Here is a 16962-nt window from a genome sequence, read left to right on the forward strand (position 1 = left end):
GTGGAGAACCTCATCGGAGTGCTCGTCGGGGCGCCACTGCTCGGAGCACTGATCCTGTTGGTCGGCGGTCGGGCCCTGGACCGGCTCGGCCACTGGCTCGGCATCGTGTTCGCGACCACCTCGTTCGCGGTCGGCTGTGTCCTGTTCGCGGACATGGTGGGGAAGGACGCCGAGGAACGGGCGCTGCACGACCACCTGTTCTCGTGGGTGCCGGTCGAGGGCTTCCAGGCGGACGTCGCCTTCCAGCTCGACCAGCTCTCGATGACCTTCGTGCTGCTGATCACCGGAGTGGGCACACTGATCCACTTCTACTCGGTCGGCTACATGGAGCACGACGAGCGCAGGCGCCGTTTCTTCGGCTACCTCAACCTCTTCCTCGCGGCGATGCTGGTGCTGGTCCTCGCCGACAACTACCTGCTGCTCTACGTCGGCTGGGAGGGCGTGGGCCTCGCCTCGTACCTGCTGATCGGCTTCTGGCAGCACAAGCCCAGCGCGGCCACCGCGGCGAAGAAGGCCTTCCTGGTCAACCGGGTGGGCGACGTCGGCCTCTCCATCGCGATCATGCTGATGTTCACCACGTTCGGCACGTTCGCCTTCTCCGAGGTGCTGCCGGACGCCGGCAGCGCGAGCGAGGGCCAGCTCACCGCGATCGGCCTGATGCTGCTGCTCGCCGCGTGCGGCAAGTCCGCCCAGGTGCCGCTGCAGTCCTGGCTCGGTGACGCCATGGAGGGCCCGACCCCGGTCTCCGCGCTGATCCACGCGGCGACCATGGTCACCGCGGGCGTCTACCTGATCACCCGCTCCGGGGAGATCTTCAACGGTGCCCCGGCCGCGCAGACCGCGGTGGTCACCGTGGGCGCGGTCACGCTGGTCTTCGGTGCGATCGTCGGTTGCGCCAAGGACGACATCAAGAAGGCGCTCGCCGGATCGACCATGTCGCAGATCGGCTACATGATCATGGCGGCGGGGTTGGGGCCGATCGGCTACGTCTTCGCCATCATGCACCTGGTCACCCACGGCTTCTTCAAGGCGGGGCTGTTCCTCGGCGCCGGGTCGGTCATGCACGGCATGAACGACGAGGTGGACATGCGCAAGTACGGCGGGCTGCGCAAGTACATGCCGATCACCTTCGTCACCTTCGGCCTCGGCTACCTGGCGATCATCGGGTTCCCCGGTCTGTCCGGCTTCTTCTCCAAGGACAAGATCATCGAGGCGGCGTTCGCCAAGGGCGGCACCGAGGGGTGGATCCTGGGCTCGGTGGCGCTGCTCGGCGCGGCCATCACCGCGTTCTACATGACCCGGGTGATGCTGCTGACCTTCTTTGGCGAGAAGCGCTGGGCCGGCGCCCCCGACCCGCAGACCACACCGGACGTGGAACCCGCCGACGGGCACCCCGCGGTGGGTGCCGCCCCGCACCCGCACGAGTCGCCGCTGAGCATGACCGTGCCGATGATCCTGCTCGCGTTCGGCTCGGTCTTCGCCGGTCTGTTGTTCACCGTGAACGACACCTTCCTCAACTGGCTGGAGCCGGTCACCCACCACGAGCACGGCGACTCGCCGATCAGCGCCGGCGTGGTCACCGGCTGCACGGTCACCGCCATGGTCGTCGGCGTCACCATCGCCTGGCTGATGTACGGCCGGTCGCCGGTCCCCGCCGTGGCGCCCCGTGGCTCGCTGCTCACCCGCGCCGCCCGGCGCGACCTGCTCCAGGACGACTTCAACCACGTCGCGTTCGTGCAGACCGGCTCCTACCTGACCCGCGGACTGGTCTACCTGGACCACAAGGTCGTGGACGGCATGGCCAACGGGACGGCCGCCTTCATCGGCGGCGTCTCCAGCCGCATGCGGCGCTTGCAGAACGGCTACGCGCGCTCCTACGCGGTGTCGATGTTCGGTGGTACCGCGGTGCTCGTCGCCGCGACCCTGCTGATGAGGGCGGTCGCCTGATATGTCATTCCTGCTCACTGCAACGGCTGCGACGCCTGCCGTCGGCGCGGTGGTCACCGCCGCCGTGCCGGCCGGCCGGCGCACCGCTGCCAAATGGACCGCGCTGGTGTTCTCACTGGCCACCCTGGTCCTCGCGGGCACCGCCCTGGGCCGCTTCGACCCGGACGGCGACCGCTACCAGCTCACCGAGTCGCACACCTGGATAAAGGAGTTCGGCGTCCGGTACGAGCTCGGCGTGGACGGCATCGCGGTGGCGCTGATCTCGCTGACCGCGCTGCTCATCCCGTTCGTGATCGCCGCCGGGTGGAACGACGCGGACCCGCCCTCCTCGCCCGCCGGCGGGAAGACGCCCGCGGGTGCCGAGACCACCAGCCGGTGGCGGCCCACCCAGGGCTTCTTCGCGCTGATCCTCATGGTCGAGGCCATGGTGGTGATGTCGTTCGCGGCGACCGACGTCTTCCTCTTCTACATCTTCTTCGAAGCCATGCTGATCCCGATGTACTTCCTCATCGGTGGCTTCGGGGACCGGGCCGGCGGGCACGACGAGGCGGAGGCGGCGAAGCAGCGGTCCTACGCGGCGGTCAAGTTCCTGCTGTACAACCTGCTGGGCGGCCTGGTGATGCTGGCCGCGGTGGTCGGTCTGTACGCCGTCACCGCCGACCAGCTCGGCACCGGCACCTTCTCCCTCCAGGAGATCCTGGCCGCCCGTGAGGCCGGCCGGCTGGACATCAGCGACAACGGGGAGAAGGCGCTGTTCCTCGGCTTCTTCTTCGCCTTCGCGATCAAGGCTCCGCTGTGGCCGCTGCACACCTGGCTGCCCAACGCCATGGGGGAGTCCACCGCGCCCGTCGCGGTGCTGATCACCGCCGTGGTCGACAAGGTGGGCACCTTCGCGATGCTGCGCTGGTGCCTCCAGCTCTTCCCCGAGGCCAGCGACTGGGCGACCCCGGTGATCCTGGTCCTGGCCGCGATCAGCATCCTGTACGGGGCGTTGCTCGCGGTGGGCCAGCGGGACATCAAGCGGCTCATCGCCTACGCCTCGATCTCCCACTTCGGGTTCATCATCCTGGGCATCTTCGCCATGACCAGCCAGGGCCAGAACGGCGCCACGCTGTACATGGTCAACCACGGCATCTCCACCGCCGCGCTGATGCTGGTCGCCGGGTTCCTGATCTCGCGTCGCGGCAGCCGGCTGATCGCCGACTTCGGCGGGGTGCAGAAGGTGGCGCCGGTGCTCGCCGGGACGTTCCTCGTCGGTGGCCTCGCCACCCTGTCCCTGCCCGGACTCGCGCCGTTCGTCAGCGAGTTCCTGGTGCTGGTGGGCACGTTCAGCAGGTACAAGGCGCTGGGCGTGGTCGCCACGGTGGGCATCGTGTTCGGCGCGCTGTACGTGCTGCTGCTGTACCAACGCACCATGACCGGGCCGGTCAAGGCGGAGGTCGAGGGGATGCCCGACCTGAAGGCCCGGGAGATCGCGGTGGTGGCACCGCTGATCGCCCTGCTGCTCTTCCTCGGCGTCTACCCCAAGCCGGTGCTCAACGTGATCGACCCGGCCGTCGGCCACACCCTGTCCGACGTCAACAAGACCGATCCGAAGCCGGACATCGACCTCGATGCCGTGCACAAGCAGCGGAAGGCTGACCACGGCGCCGAGGGTGCCGAGGGGGGCCACGCCGAGGCTGCGGGCACCGAGGCCGCGGGCACCGAGTCCGGGGCCGAAACGCACGGAGGTGACAAGTGACCGCCAGCACCACCGTCCACGGCCTGTGGACAACGGCGGCCGAGCGGCAGGCGGACATCCCCNCCCCGGACATCGAGTACGCCCAGCTCTCGCCGATCCTGATCGTGCTGGGCACGGCCATCATCGGTGTGCTGCTGGACGCGTTCCTGCCCCGGCACCGCAGGCACACGGCACAGCTCGTGGTGTCCTCGCTCGGCCTCATCTCCGCGTTCGGCGCGGTCCTGTACCTCGCGGCGGACGGCTACGCCACCGACAAGGCACACCTCGCGGCGATGGGCGCGGTCGCGGTGGACGGACCGGCGCTGTTCCTCCAGGGCACCATCGTCCTGGTCGCGCTGGTGGCGACGTTCAGCGTCGCCGAGCGGCGGTTGGAGTCCAAGGTCGCCGGGCAGCGGGTGGACGCCTTCGCCCCGATGGGCGCCTCGGTCCCCAACAGCGACCAGGAGCGGGACGCGGTCAAGGCGGGCATGTCCACCACCGAGGTGTTCCCGCTGATGCTCTTCGCGGTCAGCGGGATGATGGTGTTCCCCGCCGCGGCCGACCTGCTGACCCTGTTCATCGCGCTCGAGGTGTTCTCCCTCCCGCTGTACCTGCTGTGCGCGCTGGCCCGCCGTCGCCGGATGCTCTCCCAGGAAGCCGCGGTGAAGTACTTCCTGCTCGGGGCGTTCTCCTCGGCGTTCCTGCTGTTCGGCATCGCCCTGCTGTACGGCTACGCCGGCACCGTCAACCTCGGCGGGATCGCCGACGTGGTCTCCGGGAACGCCCCGGTCACCGAGGGCCTGGCGGAGACCGCGGGCAACGACGCGCTGCTGCTGATCGGCGGGGCGATGGTGCTGATGGGCCTGCTGTTCAAGGTGGGCGCGGTGCCGTTCCACTCCTGGACCCCGGACGTCTACCAGGGCGCGCCCACGCCGGTGACCGGCTTCATGGCCGCGGCCACCAAGGTCGCCGCCTTCGGCGCCATGCTGCGCTTCCTGTACGTCGCCCTGCCCGGGCTGCGTTGGGACTGGCGGCCGGTGATGTGGGGCGTGGCCATCCTGACCATGTCGGTCGGCGCCATCGTCGCCGTCACCCAGACCGACGTGAAGCGCCTGCTGGCGTACTCCTCGATCGCGCACGCCGGGTTCATCCTGGCCGGTGTGGTGGCCACCACACCGGACGGCATCTCCTCGGTGATGTTCTACCTGGGGGCGTACTCGTTCGTGACGCTGGGCGCCTTCGCGGTGGTCACCCTGGTCAGGGACGCCGGTGGGGAGGCGACCCACCTGTCCCGTTGGGCTGGTCTCGGTCGGCGTTCCCCGCTGGTGGCAGGGGTCTTCGCGCTGTTCCTGCTCGCCTTCGCCGGCATCCCGCTGACCAGTGGCTTCTCCGGGAAGTTCGCGGTGTTCAAGGCGGCGGCGGACGGCGGGGCCACTCCGCTGGTGATCGTCGGTGTGCTGTGCAGCGCGGTGGCCGCGTTCTTCTACATCCGGGTCATCGTGGTGATGTTCTTCTCCGAGCCGAGCCCGGAGGGGCCGACGGTCGCGGTGCCCAGCCTCCTCACCTCGACCACCATCGCCTTCGGGGTGGTGACCACCGTGGTGCTGGGTGTGGCGCCGCAGTACTTCCTCGACCTGGCGGACACGGCGTCGGTGTTCACCCGCTGACGCGGGCGGTCCGCTGACCAGGAGCGGTTGCAGGGGCAGTCACCCGGTGCCGGGTGACTGCCCCGCGGTGTTCCCCGGGCGGGTCGGCGAACGCGCCCGCGGGGTCCCTTGCGTGGGGGTATGCCTGTGCGAGAGGCGGGAAGACGACCGGCTACCCTGCTGGGGACTGTGGTCCGTAGTCCGAGTATCGACCTAGCGACAGGAGAACCCGCGGTGACCGTCGTCGGGCCCTTCGGGCTGAGCTTGCGGGACGACGCCCTCGACGCCGACGTCCGTGCCGGGATGGCCGCGGTCGAGCAGGGGCTGCTCGAGGCGACCAAGAGCGACGTCCCGTTCATCACGCAGACGGCCCGGCACCTGGTGGAGGCGGGCGGCAAGCGGTTCCGGCCACTGCTGACCCTGCTGGCCGCCCAGTTCGGCGACCCCTACGCGCCGGGGGTGGTCCCGGCGGCCGTCGTGGTCGAACTGACCCACCTGGCCACCCTCTACCACGACGACGTGATGGACGAGGCCACCCTGCGGCGCGGCGCGGCCAGCGCCAACGCCCGCTGGGACAACTCGGTGGCCATCCTCACCGGTGACTTCCTGTTCTCCCGGGCCTCCAACATCCTGGCCGACCTCGGCCCCGAGGCCGTGCGCATCCAGGCCGAGGCGTTCGAGCGGCTGGTCACCGGTCAGATCCTGGAGACCACGGGACCGGCCCCGGACAACGACCCGATCGCCCACTACCTGGACGTGATCGCCGGCAAGACCGGCTCGTTGATCGCTGTCTCGGGCCGGTTCGGCGCGATGATGTCCGGTGCCGACGAACGGACCGTGGACATCCTCACCCAGTACGGCGAGCGGATCGGCACCGCCTTCCAACTCGCCGACGACGTCCTGGACATCGCCAGCGACACCAGCGAGTCCGGCAAGACCCCCGGCACGGACCTGCGGGAGGGCGTCCCCACCCTGCCGGTGCTGTACCTGCGGGCGAGGGGCGGCGGTCAGGACGCCGACGACGTCCGGCTGCGGGAGCTGCTGGACGGTGACCTCAGCGACGACGCGCGGCACGCGGAGGCCCTGCGGCTGCTGCGCGCCCACCCCGCCCTGGAGCGGGCCCGCAGGGACACCGTGCGGTACGCGGACGAGGCCCACACCCTGCTCTCCGGGCTCCCGGCGATCCCGGCCCGGGCGGCCCTGGAGGACCTCTGCACCGCGGTGGTGCACCGGGCCGGCTGAACCCGGCCCCCGGGACCCCGCCCCGGGCCGCTCCGGCCCCCCTGGGGGCTTTCCCGGCCGGTGTCGGCCCTGCGGCCCCCATGGAGGGCGACCAGTCATCCCTTGGGCGTACGTCCGGTTGATGCTGCTGGCTGATGTCTACGCCACGGCTCGTTGGTGGAATTGGTGCTACGCCGTCCTTCCCCCGGCTTGGGGTAACAATGAGGGGGACAGCGGCGGACACATGCACCCGGCAGGCGACTGCCGCCACAGGAGGTACGCCACATGGCACCGATAGAACCGACGACCCACGACCAGGACCCCGGGGACGAGACCAGGTCACTGCGCAGACGGCGCACCGTGCGGTTGCTGGTCCCGGTGGCCGTGGCCGGGGTGGCCGCGGGGACCATCGGCCTCGTTCCCGCCCTCGCCGACTCCGGCTCGAGTGATCCCAAGCTGCCCGGGGTCACCGCCGAGGAACTGGTGACCAAGCTGGCCGGCACGCAGGTGGACACGTTCTCCGGCACGGTGAAGATCAGTACCGATCTGGGGCTGCCCGGGCTGATCGCCGGTGGCGCGTCCGGTGCCGGCAGCAGCCCGTTCGGTCCTGGTGCCGGGGGAGAGGAGGACGCCGAGGGCGCCGGGGCCACCGCCGACCCCAGGTCCCAGCTCCCCGCGCTGCTCTCCGGCTCGCACACCGTGCGGGTGGCCGTTGACGGCCCGGACAAGCAGCGGCTGTCCATCGTGGACGAGACGTCCGAGTACAGCCTCATCCACAACGCGGACCAGGTGTGGGCGTACGACAGCGCCACCAACCAGGTGTTCCACGCCGAGGGCGGCGACCACCGGGCCCCCGGCGGCCAGCACGAGGGGCGGCTCCCCGCGGAGCTGCCCACCCCGCAGGAGGCCGCCGAGCAGGCCCTCGCGGCGGTGGACGCCACCACCTCGGTCACCGTGGACGGCACCTCCGAGGTCGCCGGCCGGGACGCCTACGACCTGCTCATCACGCCCAAGCAGGACGGTTCGACGGTGGGCTCCGTCCGGATCGCGGTGGACGCGGAGAACGGCGCCCCGCTGAAGTTCACCCTCACCCCCAAGGGCAGCGAGAGGGCCGCGGTGGACATCGGTTTCACCAAGGTCAGTTTCGCCGAGCCGAAGGCCGGGTCGTTCGACTTCACCCCGCCCAAGGGGGCGGAGGTGACCGAGGCCGAGGACCTGCGGGAGAAGGCCGACGCCGCCGGGGAGTCCGCGCGCGGGTCCTTCGAGGACCTCGCCGGGCTCGGCCTGAACCCGGGCGACGTGTCCCTGATCGGCGAGGGCTGGGACAGCGTGCTGCGGACGGAGCTCCCCGAGGGCGTCCTCAGCGGGAAGGCGTTCGAGAAGGGGAAGCAACTGCCCGAGGGCTTCGACCCGAAGACGCTGCTCAACAGCCTCGGTGACCGGGTCGACGGCGACTTCGGCGAGGGCACGGTGATCACCAGCCGGCTGGTCAACGTGCTGGTCACCGACGACGGCCAGGTGTACCTCGGTGCGGTGACCAAGGACGCCCTGATCGCGGCGGCCGAGAAGTAACAGCGGCGGCGCGGGGCCCGGTGCCCGGGGGAGACCACCCGACGGGCCCGGGCGTCGCCGGCGAGCGGCTGGCGGGGGCTTCCCCATGGACGGGGAGGCCCCCGCGTCGCGCCGGGCCACGTAGCCGGGGCGGCACCGCGGGGGGAGGGACCCGGCGAGGACGCCGGGCAGATCCACGACAACGCACGAGGGAGCGGTTCGACGATGCACCTGTCCGTCCCCACGACCGACGCCGGGGCTCCGCAGGAGGAGCCGGCTCTGGTCACCAGGGGGCTCACCAAACGCTACCGGGGCGGGCAGCTCGCCGTTGACGGTCTCGACCTGTCCGTGCCCCGGGGCAGCGTCTTCGGCTTCCTCGGCCCCAACGGGTCGGGCAAGACGACCACCATCCGGATGCTGATGGGCCTGATCGCGCCCAGCGCGGGCGCCATGCGGGTCCTGGGGCAGCCCATGCCGCGGGCGGCCCGCACGGTGCTGCCGAGGGTGGGCGCGCTGATCGAGGGCCCGGCGCTGTACGGCTTCCTGTCCGGCTGGGACAACCTCGTCAGGTTCGACTCCGCCGACCCGGACGCCGACCCGGGGACGCGGCGGGAACGGGTGGGCCACGCCCTGGAGCGGGTCGGGTTGACGTCCGCCGCGGGCAAGAAGGCCCGTGCGTACTCCCTGGGCATGAAACAGCGCCTCGGGCTCGCCGCGGCGCTGCTCCAGCCACGCGAACTGCTGGTCCTGGACGAGCCGACCAACGGCCTCGACCCGCAGGGCATGCGGGAGATCCGGGCGCTGGTGCGGGAACTGGCCGCCGACGGCACCACGGTGTTCCTCTCCTCCCACCTCCTCGACGAGATCGAGCACATCTGCACGCACGCCGCGGTGATGGCCCGCGGGCGGCTGGTCACCCAGGGAACGGTGGCCGACCTGGCCGCGGGCGTCCACAGCCACCTGGTGGTGGGCACCCCCGATCCGGAGGACGCCCTGCGGGTGCTGAAGGAGCACGGGGTGCTGGACCTCGTCGCCGAAGGGGAGCGGGTGCTGGGCCAACTGCCAGGTGAGGACCCGCCGGACCTGGCGGACCTCAACGCGGCGCTGGTGCGCGCCGGGGTCCGGGTCCGGGCGTTCGGCACGGAGCGGGGATCGCTCGAGGACGCCTTCGTGGCGCTGACCGGGGAGGGGTTCGATGTTGCGGGTTGACACGGAGGAGCGGGCGGGGGAGGTGGTGACGCCGCGGGTGGCCGAGCCGCTGGCGCGCCCCGGCCGCTCGGGGACGCTCTCGTTGTTCTGGTCCGAACTCGGCCTCACCTTCCGTCGCTGGCGCACCCTGGCGCTGTTCGCCATCCTCGCGGTGATCCCCGTCGTGGTGGGCATCGCCGTCAAGATCGAGACCCGGGACGGTGGGGTGGCGGGCGGCGGGGACGGCGAGGGCCCGGCGTTCCTGAGCCAGGTCACCAACAACAGCCTGTTCCTGGTGTTCACCTCGCTCGCGGTCACCCTGCCGTTCTTCCTGCCGATGGCGATCGGTGTGATCGCCGGTGACGCCGTCGCCGGTGAGGCGGGCGTGGGGACCCTGCGCTACCTGCTGGTCGCCCCGGCGGGACGCAGCCGGCTGTTGCTGGCCAAGGCGAACGCCACGGCGGTGTTCTGCGCGGCGGCGGTCCTGGTGGTGTCGGTGTCCGCACTGCTCACCGGCATGGCGCTGTTCCCGGTGGGGGACGTGACCCTGCTGTCCGGGTCCACCATCTCCTTCGGGGACGGGCTATTGCGGGTGCTCGCGGTGGCCGGGGTGGTGGCCGCGTCGTTGCTCGGTCTCGCCGCCATCGGCCTGTTCATCTCCACCCTGACCAACAGTGGGATCGCCGCCATGGCGACCACGGTTGGCGTGATGATCACGGTGCAGATCCTTGACGCCATCCCGCAACTGGACATGATCCACCCGTATCTCTTCCCGCACTACTGGCTGGGCTTCGTTGACCTGGTCAGGGACCCCGTCATCTGGGACCAGGTGCAGGACAACCTGGTTCTCCAGGCGGTCTATGTGGCGATCTTCGGTTCAGCGGCCTGGGCACGGTTCACCACCCGGGACATTTCGGCGTGAGGGAAAAGCGTGGCTCAGGGCAACGAGCCGGTGACTTTCCCACCGGTGAACCGTCATGCGGTCAGCGCGAGTGTTTCTTTGTGAATGGCGGTGACTGACGCCGTCCGGAACGTTCCGGCCAACGCCCCTGGGCGGACTACTCCGGCGCGTGCCTCGACAACGCCTCGAGCGGTGCCCCGAACCCCGTCGTGATGACACGACCCGGTTCGGGGCATCGGGCGTTTCCGGCCAGCTCGCCTGCTTCTTGGAGGGAGGAGGCAGCTCTCCAGGTGGTCATCGTCGGTGACGTCGATGACGGCGGAGCGTGCACACCGACTTGGTGTTGTTTGCTCAATCTGATCCCGTGTAGTCAAAATTGTCCGATGACAGCGTTGTTACGATGCTCCCAACAGTCTTGACAGACACGGTCGGTGAACGGTCAGATTGGCGCTCAGTTATTACGACATTGCGACGTAATCGCTAACTGGTTCGTTCACTGCTACTCCCGAACCAATGGAGAAGAGGGAGAAAACTCAGCCATGTCCATCAGTCGTAGAGGATTCCTGGCGGCATCTGGACTCGCGGTGGCGTCCTGGACGCTGACTGCCTGTGGAGATGACAACGACGACGGCGGCGACAGCGGCGGCAAGACGAAACTCTCCGTCTTCTCCTGGTGGACAGGAGGCGGCGAAGAGGCCGGCTTGAAGGCCATGGTCGCCGACTTCGAGAAGAAGAACGCGAAGATCAAGTTCGTCAACGACGCGATAGCCGGCGGCGCGGGCGACAAGGCCAAGGCCGTGCTCGCGTCCCGCCTCCAGGCCAAGCAGCCGCCGGACACCTTCCAGGGCCACGCCGGCGCCGAGCTGCTCGACTACGTCAAGGCCAAGCAGATCGAGGACATCACGTTCCTGTACGAGCAGGAGGGTTGGAAGGAGGTCTTCCCGGAGACCCTGCTGCCCCTGCTGACCATGGACAACAAGATCTACTCGGTCCCGGTCAACATCCACCGCGCCAACGTGCTGTGGCACAACAGCCAGGTGCTCGACGAGGCCGGGGTCTCGGCGCCGCCCAAGACCCTGGACGAGTTCCTCGACGCCCTGGACAAGGTCAAGAGCAAGGGCAAGATCGGCCTGTCCATCGGCGAGGAGTGGACCCAGCAGCACCTGCTGGAGACGGTGCTGCTCGGCAAGCTCGGCGCCGACGGGTACTCGGCGCTGTTCAAGAAGGGCGGCGACTGGGGCGGTTCGGACGTCACCGCGGCGCTGGAGGTCTGGAAGGAGCTGCTGGGCTTCACCAACAGCGATGCCGCCTCCCTGACCTGGCAGGACGCCACCAAGCTGCTGTCCGACGGACAGGCCGGGTTCAACGTGATGGGTGACTGGGCGGACTCCTACCTCTCCGGGGACCTCAAGCGGAAGCCGGAGACGGACTACGGCTGGGCCGCGGCACCGGACACCGACGGGACCTACCAGTTCCTGTCGGACTCGTTCACCCTGCCGGTGGGAGCCAAGCACCGCGACGCGGCCATCGCCTGGCTCAAGGAGTGCGGCAGCAAGTCCGGTCAGGACGCCTTCAACCCCAAGAAGGGCTCCATTCCGGCGCGCAACGACGCCGACCCCGCGCTCTACGGGCCCTACCTGAAGTGGGCGCTCGAGGAGTGGAAGAAGGACAAGATCGTCGGCTCGCTCTCCCACGGAGCGGTGGCCAGCCTGGCCTGGACCACGGAGATCGGCACCGCACTCGGCCTGTTCCTGCAGAGCAAGAACGTCGGCAAGTTCCAGGACGCCCTGGGCGAAGCCGCCGAGAAGCACGCCGTCTGAGCCCGGGTGACGCGCCGTCCGGGCCGCGGCCGACCCGGGACCTGGTCCTGGAGGCGTCCCGGACACACCCGCCGCGACGTGCGGACCGTCCGGACGGGCCCGGCGCGGGGGCGACCCCGCGCCGGGCAACCGTCCCGTCCGTCCTGCGGCTCCCCGGGTGAACAGCGCCGTTCACCAGCCCACCCCGCGGGAGGACCGGGGGGCCCGAGCGGGCGTCCCCCGTGGTGTCAGGTGCTCCGCCCGCCCCGCCCCTCATCCCGCCCGCCCCACCGGTCCGGCCGGGTGCCGTGCCCGGGTTGCAGACCCGTTGGCGCTTCGCCCGCCCCGGTCGCGTCGAGGAGTCCCGTAACTGTGAAACGTGTGACAAGCACCTGGTTGCCAGGGTTGCTTCTGATATCCCCATCGCTCATCGCCGTGGGAATCTTCGTCTACGGCATGATCGGCTGGAACATCAAGGTTTCGCTGTCCAACTGGCACACCGTTGTCGAGGACAACTCCTATGCCGGGTTCGGCACCTACCGGGACCTGATGGACGACGAGCGGTTCACCGCCGCCTGGGAGAACCTGCTCACCTTCACCGTGGTCTTCATCGTGGGGACCATGGTGATGGGCCTGATCATGGCTTTGCTGCTGGAGAAGGGGGTGCGGGCGGAGGGGTTCTTCCGGTCCGTCTACCTCTTCCCGATGGCGATCTCGTTCATCGCCTCCGGCATCGTCTGGCGCTGGCTGATGAACCCGGCCCCCGGTGAGCGTGCCTCGGGCCTCAACGTCCTGTTCTCCAAGGTGGGCCTGGACAGCCTGCAGAACCCCTGGTGGCAGGATCAGAAGTGGGGCATGGCGGCCATGGCCATGCCGGCCATCTGGCAGATGTCCGGCTATGTGATGGCCCTGTTCCTCGCCGGCTTCCGCGGCATCCCCGACGAACTGCGCGAGGCGGCCCGGATGGACGGGGCCACCGAGGGCCAGATCTACCGGCACGTCATCTTCCCGCAACTGCGCCCGGTGGCCCTCTCCGCACTGATCATCGTCGGACACATCTCGCTGAAGGTGTTCGACCTGATCGTGGCCGTCGCCGGCCAGCAGATCATCGCCGACGTGCCCGCCGTCTACATGTGGCAGTCGGTGTTCGAGGCACAGGACTACGCCAAGGGTGCGGCCATCGCGACCTGTCTGCTGTTGTTCGTGGCCGTGCTCGTCGTTCCCTACCTCGTCTACACCTTCCGGCAGGAGAAGCGCTGACCATGGCCACCCCCGCTGTTACCGGCGCGGCACGCGCCAGGCTGATCACGGCCAGGACGGTCAAGTACCTCCTGCTGCTGTCCTTCGTACTCGTCGTGGCCATGCCGGTCTACGTCCTGCTCGTCACCAGCTTCAAGCCGTTGGACGAGATCGACCCGACCAGGGCGTGGGACCTGCCGTCCACCTGGACCACGGACGCGTGGAGCACCGCCTACGACCAGTTGAAGACCGGCCTGGGCAACAGCCTGATGCTCGCCGTCCCCGGTTCGATCATCTCCGCCGTGCTCGGCTCGCTGAACGGCTACGTCCTGGCCAAGTGGCGGTTCCCCGGCGCCGACCTGGTCTTCACCATCTGCCTGTTCGGGATGTTCATCCCCTACCAGGCGGTCATGATCCCCGTGGTGAAGGTGCTCACCGAGGTGGACCTCTACGGGAACATCTGGGGGCTGATGATGGTCCACGTCATCTACGGCATCCCCATCTCCACGCTGATCTTCCGCAACTACTACGCCTCCATCCCCAACGAACTCATCGAGTCCGCGCGGGTGGACGGCGCGGGGATGCTGCGGACCTACGCCTGGATCGTGCTGCCCAACTCGGCGCCCGCCTTCGTGGTCGTGATCATCTGGCAGTTCACCTCGATGTGGAACGACTTCCTGTTCGCCGTCTTCCTGGTCCCCTCGGCCCAGGACTCCACGGTCACCGTGGCGTTGAACAACCTCACCGGCGCCAACGTCGTCCCGTTCAACCAGCAGATGGCCGGTGCCCTGCTGGCCTCGTTGCCCACACTGGTGGTCTACATCCTCCTGGGCCGGTTCTTCATGCGCGGCCTGATGGCCGGTGCGCTGAAGTCCTGACCGGTGCGCTGGCGTCCTGGCCGGCGCCGAGCGGCTCCGACTCCGACGAGGCGTGACCTCGCCGGAGTCGGAGCCGCCGCACCGGGACCGGTGGTCACCCGCTGGGCCCCCGCCGTCAGGAGCCCAGGGCCCGCTCGGCGACGCGAGCGAGGCGTTCGGCGAACACCTTGTCAGCGTCCGGGGTGAAGGTCCTCAGGGCGACCATGCCGGTCATGATGACGTCGCAGAGTTCCCTGTGCACGTCCTCCCAGGTGTGGCTGTGGCCCTTGCGGGGATTGGCGCCGGTGGCGCCGTGGATGGCCTCGGCAACCTCGCCGGCCTCTTCGCTGATCTTCAGCACCCGTAGGAGGCGAGCCGCCTCGGGGGGCGCCTCGCTGGTCGCGTCGAGCCACGCGACGAGCCGGTCGATGGTGTTCCAGGTGTCGAGCATGGGCGAGGGACTCCCGGATGCCGTCGGGACGGGTGTCGTCGGGGAGGCAGCGGGGCGGAAACGCGGCATCGCTCCCCGGTCGTGTCGGGCACCGACGCTACCCGGTCGGGACGACGAGACGAACGGTTCACCCGAGATGGCATTCGATGGGGTGATATTGCCGGCATCTGTGGTGATGACTGTTCCCGTCCGGGGCCGGCCGCCCAGCCCCGAACCTGGTGCTACGAGGTCCCTCCGCTGGCCGTGGGAGCGCCGCCGGGGGCGGCCGGGGCAGGGGTTCCACCGCTCCCCTCCCCGTCAACCGTGCCCGCCGCGGGCCCGCCCCCCGACGGCGCCGAAGCACCCTGTGCCGCCAGGCGCCGGCGGTTCCGGTGAGCGGTGCGCAGGCCGTCCCAGACGATCAGCGAGAGGGCCAGCCAGACCAGGACGAAGCCGGCCCAGCGCTCGGGGGGCATCTCCTCGTGGAAGTGGATGATGCCCAGCAGGAACTGGAAGATCGGAGCCAGGTACTGGAGCAGGCCGAGCACACTCAGCTTCACCCGGACCGCGGCCATGCCGAAGCACACCAGGGGCACGGCGGTGATCACGCCCGAGGCGACCACCAGCAGGGTGTGACCGGTGGACTCGGTGCCGAAGACGGCGTCGCCGCGTGCGGTGAGCACGATGATGAAGGCGGTGGCGGGGAGGAACTGCATCGCGGTCTCGGCGGCGAGGGACTCCAGGCCGCCGAGGCGCACCTGTTTCTTGATCAGGCCGTATATGCCGAAGGAGAAGGCGAGCGTCAACGCGATCCACGGCAGTCGCCCGTACCCGATGGTGAGCACGAGCACCGCGACGGTCCCGACGCCGACAGCCACCCACTGGGCTGGCCGGAGCCGCTCGTGCAGGAGCAGGACGCCGAAGCCGATCGAGACCAGGGGATTGATGAAGTACCCCAGTGACGCCTCGACGACGTGGCCGCTGTTGACGCCCCAGATGTACAGGCCCCAGTTGACGGAGATCAACGCCGCGGCGAGGGCGATCAGGGCCAGCCGGCGGGGCTGACGCAGCAGTTCCCCGATCCAGGACCAGCGGCGCAGCACGGTGAGGATGAGCCCGACCGCGACCAGTGACCACACCATGCGGTGGGCCAGGATCTCGGTGGCGCCCATGGGTTCGAGCAGCGGCCAGTACAGGGGGAACAGGCCCCACAGCGAGTAGGCGGTGACGCCATACCAGAAGCCTGCCTGCTGCTCGTTCCGGTACTCCGCCGCCATCAGACCTTCCTTCGGGGGGCCGCCAGCACGGGCTGGTGGCGGACGCGCGTGCACACGTGGGTGGAGTGGCGCCGTGTCCTGTCTCTTCCACGCGGGTGCGCGGGGCCACCCCCGCGTTGTTCACGGTATCCAGCGCGAGGCCGCTTGTCATCTCCGTTGAGCGTGGACGCTCATGACAGGAGCGGTCGGTGTCAGTCGATCGCCGGCAACGCGACCGCCCCGCGCTGGCACGGCAGTCAGCGCGGGGCGGTGGGGGCTCGTCTACGGGGACCTCGGCGGTGATCGGACGTGGACCCGCCGGTCAGCCTTCGATCGTCCAGGTGTCGTTTCCTGCCAGGAGGGCGGCGAGGTCGCCTTTGCCCTGGTGTTCGGTGGCGTGGTCGAGTTGGTGGGTCATGGTGTGGTCGTAGACGGGGCGGGTGATGTCGCGGAAGACGCCGATGGGGGTGTGGGTGAGGGTGTGGGGGTCGGCGAGGCGGGAGAGGGCGTAGGCGGTGGTGGGGTCGGGGTTGTGGGCGTCGTGGATGAGGATGTTGGGGGGGTTGGGGGTTTGGGTGAGGTCGGTGATTTCGAGGGTGCCGGTGGTGGGGTTGCGGGTGAGGGCTTTGCTGCCGTGTCCGTCGGGGGCGGGGGGGCCGAAGCGGATGGGTTGGCCGTGGGTGAGGCGGATGAGGTGGTGGTGTTGGGTGTCTTTGTTCTTCAGGGGTTCGAAGGCGCCGTCGTTGAAGATGTTGCAGTTTTGGTAGATCTCGACGAGGGAGGTGCCGGGGTGGTGGGCGGCTTGGCGGAGGGTGTCGGTGAGGTGGGTGCGGTCGGAGTCGATGGTGCGGGCGACGAAGGAGGCTTCGGCTCCCAGGGCGAGGGAGATGGGGTTGAAGGGGGTGTCGAGGCTTCCCATGGGGGTGGATTTGGTGATTTTGCCGGTTTCTGAGGTGGGGGAGTACTGGCCTTTGGTGAGGCCGTAGATGCGGTTGTTGAACAGCAGGATGTTGAGGTTGACGTTGCGGCGCAGGGCGTGGATGAGGTGGTTGCCGCCGATGGACAGGGCGTCGCCGTCGCCGGTGATGACCCAGACGGACAGGTCGGGGCGGGTGGTGGACAGTCCGGTGGCGATGGCGGGGGCGCGGCCGTGGATGGAGTGCATCCCGTAGGTGTTCATGTAGTAGGGGAATCGGGAGGAGCAGCC

13 protein-coding genes are annotated in these 16962 nt (G+C 69.4%); 10 read left to right on the top strand and 3 right to left on the bottom strand.

What is annotated here, in order from left to right:
- The 10 genes from nuoL to A3IG_RS0115495 all read left to right on the top strand — a co-directional run bounded on the left by nuoL (position 1) and on the right by A3IG_RS0115495 (position 14090).
- On the top strand, positions 1-1947 hold the full coding sequence (gene nuoL / locus A3IG_RS0115450; protein WP_018384480.1) for an NADH-quinone oxidoreductase subunit L: 1947 nt from the start codon (positions 1-3) through the stop codon (positions 1945-1947).
- 1 nt (position 1948) lies between these two features.
- Positions 1949-3688 carry an NADH-quinone oxidoreductase subunit M gene (locus tag A3IG_RS29900; RefSeq protein WP_051087512.1) on the top strand — a complete coding sequence of 580 codons (1740 nt, stop codon included), beginning with the start codon at positions 1949-1951 and terminating at the stop codon, positions 3686-3688.
- Positions 3685-5334 (top strand): NADH-quinone oxidoreductase subunit NuoN, encoded by a 1650-nt coding sequence (nuoN, locus tag A3IG_RS0115460; RefSeq protein WP_018384482.1) that lies wholly within the window; start codon positions 3685-3687, stop codon positions 5332-5334. The genes A3IG_RS29900 and nuoN overlap by 4 nt, the downstream gene beginning before the upstream one ends.
- 213 nt (positions 5335-5547) lie before the next feature.
- Positions 5548-6555: a polyprenyl synthetase family protein gene (locus A3IG_RS0115465; protein WP_018384483.1), complete on the top strand. Its 1008-nt coding sequence runs from the start codon at positions 5548-5550 to the stop codon at positions 6553-6555.
- Positions 6556-6819: 264 nt separating this feature from the next.
- Positions 6820-8106: a LolA family protein gene (locus A3IG_RS0115470; RefSeq protein ID WP_018384484.1), complete on the top strand. Its 1287-nt coding sequence runs from the start codon at positions 6820-6822 to the stop codon at positions 8104-8106.
- A 204-nt stretch (positions 8107-8310) separates the two neighbouring features.
- Positions 8311-9294 (top strand): ABC transporter ATP-binding protein, encoded by a 984-nt coding sequence (locus A3IG_RS0115475; protein WP_018384485.1) that lies wholly within the window; start codon positions 8311-8313, stop codon positions 9292-9294.
- On the top strand, positions 9281-10195 hold the full coding sequence (locus A3IG_RS0115480) for an ABC transporter permease (RefSeq protein WP_018384486.1): 915 nt from the start codon (positions 9281-9283) through the stop codon (positions 10193-10195). The genes A3IG_RS0115475 and A3IG_RS0115480 overlap by 14 nt, the downstream gene beginning before the upstream one ends.
- A 518-nt stretch (positions 10196-10713) precedes the next feature.
- Entirely contained in the window at positions 10714-11994 is a 1281-nt protein-coding gene (locus A3IG_RS0115485) for an ABC transporter substrate-binding protein (protein WP_026220292.1), read from the top strand.
- Positions 11995-12408: 414 nt separating this feature from the next.
- Complete coding sequence (locus A3IG_RS0115490) at positions 12409-13233, top strand: carbohydrate ABC transporter permease (RefSeq protein ID WP_018384488.1); 825 nt, start codon at positions 12409-12411, stop codon at positions 13231-13233.
- A gap of 2 nt (positions 13234-13235) precedes the next feature.
- Complete coding sequence (locus A3IG_RS0115495; RefSeq protein ID WP_018384489.1) at positions 13236-14090, top strand: carbohydrate ABC transporter permease; 855 nt, start codon at positions 13236-13238, stop codon at positions 14088-14090.
- Positions 14091-14205: 115 nt separating this feature from the next.
- Here A3IG_RS0115495 and A3IG_RS0115500 read toward each other — a convergent pair whose 3' ends face one another.
- From A3IG_RS0115500 to A3IG_RS0115510, 3 genes are all read right to left on the bottom strand, one after another.
- A complete protein-coding gene (locus A3IG_RS0115500) occupies positions 14206-14520 on the bottom strand; it encodes a MazG-like family protein (protein ID WP_018384490.1) in 315 nt (104 codons plus the stop codon).
- Positions 14521-14741: 221 nt separating this feature from the next.
- Positions 14742-15776 carry an EamA family transporter RarD gene (gene rarD, locus A3IG_RS0115505; RefSeq protein ID WP_018384491.1) on the bottom strand — a complete coding sequence of 345 codons (1035 nt, stop codon included), beginning with the start codon at positions 15774-15776 and terminating at the stop codon, positions 14742-14744.
- A gap of 301 nt (positions 15777-16077) precedes the next feature.
- The coding region (locus tag A3IG_RS0115510; protein WP_026220294.1) for a 2-oxoacid:ferredoxin oxidoreductase subunit beta at positions 16078-16962 on the bottom strand (885 nt) is incomplete at its 5' end.

Source organism: Wenjunlia vitaminophila DSM 41686 (genome assembly GCF_000380165.1).
Classification (GTDB): domain Bacteria; phylum Actinomycetota; class Actinomycetes; order Streptomycetales; family Streptomycetaceae; genus Wenjunlia; species Wenjunlia vitaminophila.

Excerpts from the sequence above, each read along its gene's own strand:
- A3IG_RS29900 (WP_051087512.1), top strand. The coding sequence starts at position 1,949 with ATGTCATTCCTGCTCACTGCAACGGCTGCGACGCCTGCCGTCGGCGCG.
- A3IG_RS0115470 (WP_018384484.1), top strand. The coding sequence starts at position 6,820 with ATGGCACCGATAGAACCGACGACCCACGACCAGGACCCCGGGGACGAG.
- A3IG_RS0115475 (WP_018384485.1), top strand. The coding sequence starts at position 8,311 with ATGCACCTGTCCGTCCCCACGACCGACGCCGGGGCTCCGCAGGAGGAG.
- A3IG_RS0115480 (WP_018384486.1), top strand. The coding sequence starts at position 9,281 with ATGTTGCGGGTTGACACGGAGGAGCGGGCGGGGGAGGTGGTGACGCCG.
- A3IG_RS0115485 (WP_026220292.1), top strand. The coding sequence starts at position 10,714 with ATGTCCATCAGTCGTAGAGGATTCCTGGCGGCATCTGGACTCGCGGTG.
- A3IG_RS0115495 (WP_018384489.1), top strand. The coding sequence starts at position 13,236 with ATGGCCACCCCCGCTGTTACCGGCGCGGCACGCGCCAGGCTGATCACG.
- A3IG_RS0115500 (WP_018384490.1), bottom strand. The coding sequence starts at position 14,520 with ATGCTCGACACCTGGAACACCATCGACCGGCTCGTCGCGTGGCTCGAC.
- rarD (WP_018384491.1), bottom strand. The coding sequence starts at position 15,776 with ATGGCGGCGGAGTACCGGAACGAGCAGCAGGCAGGCTTCTGGTATGGC.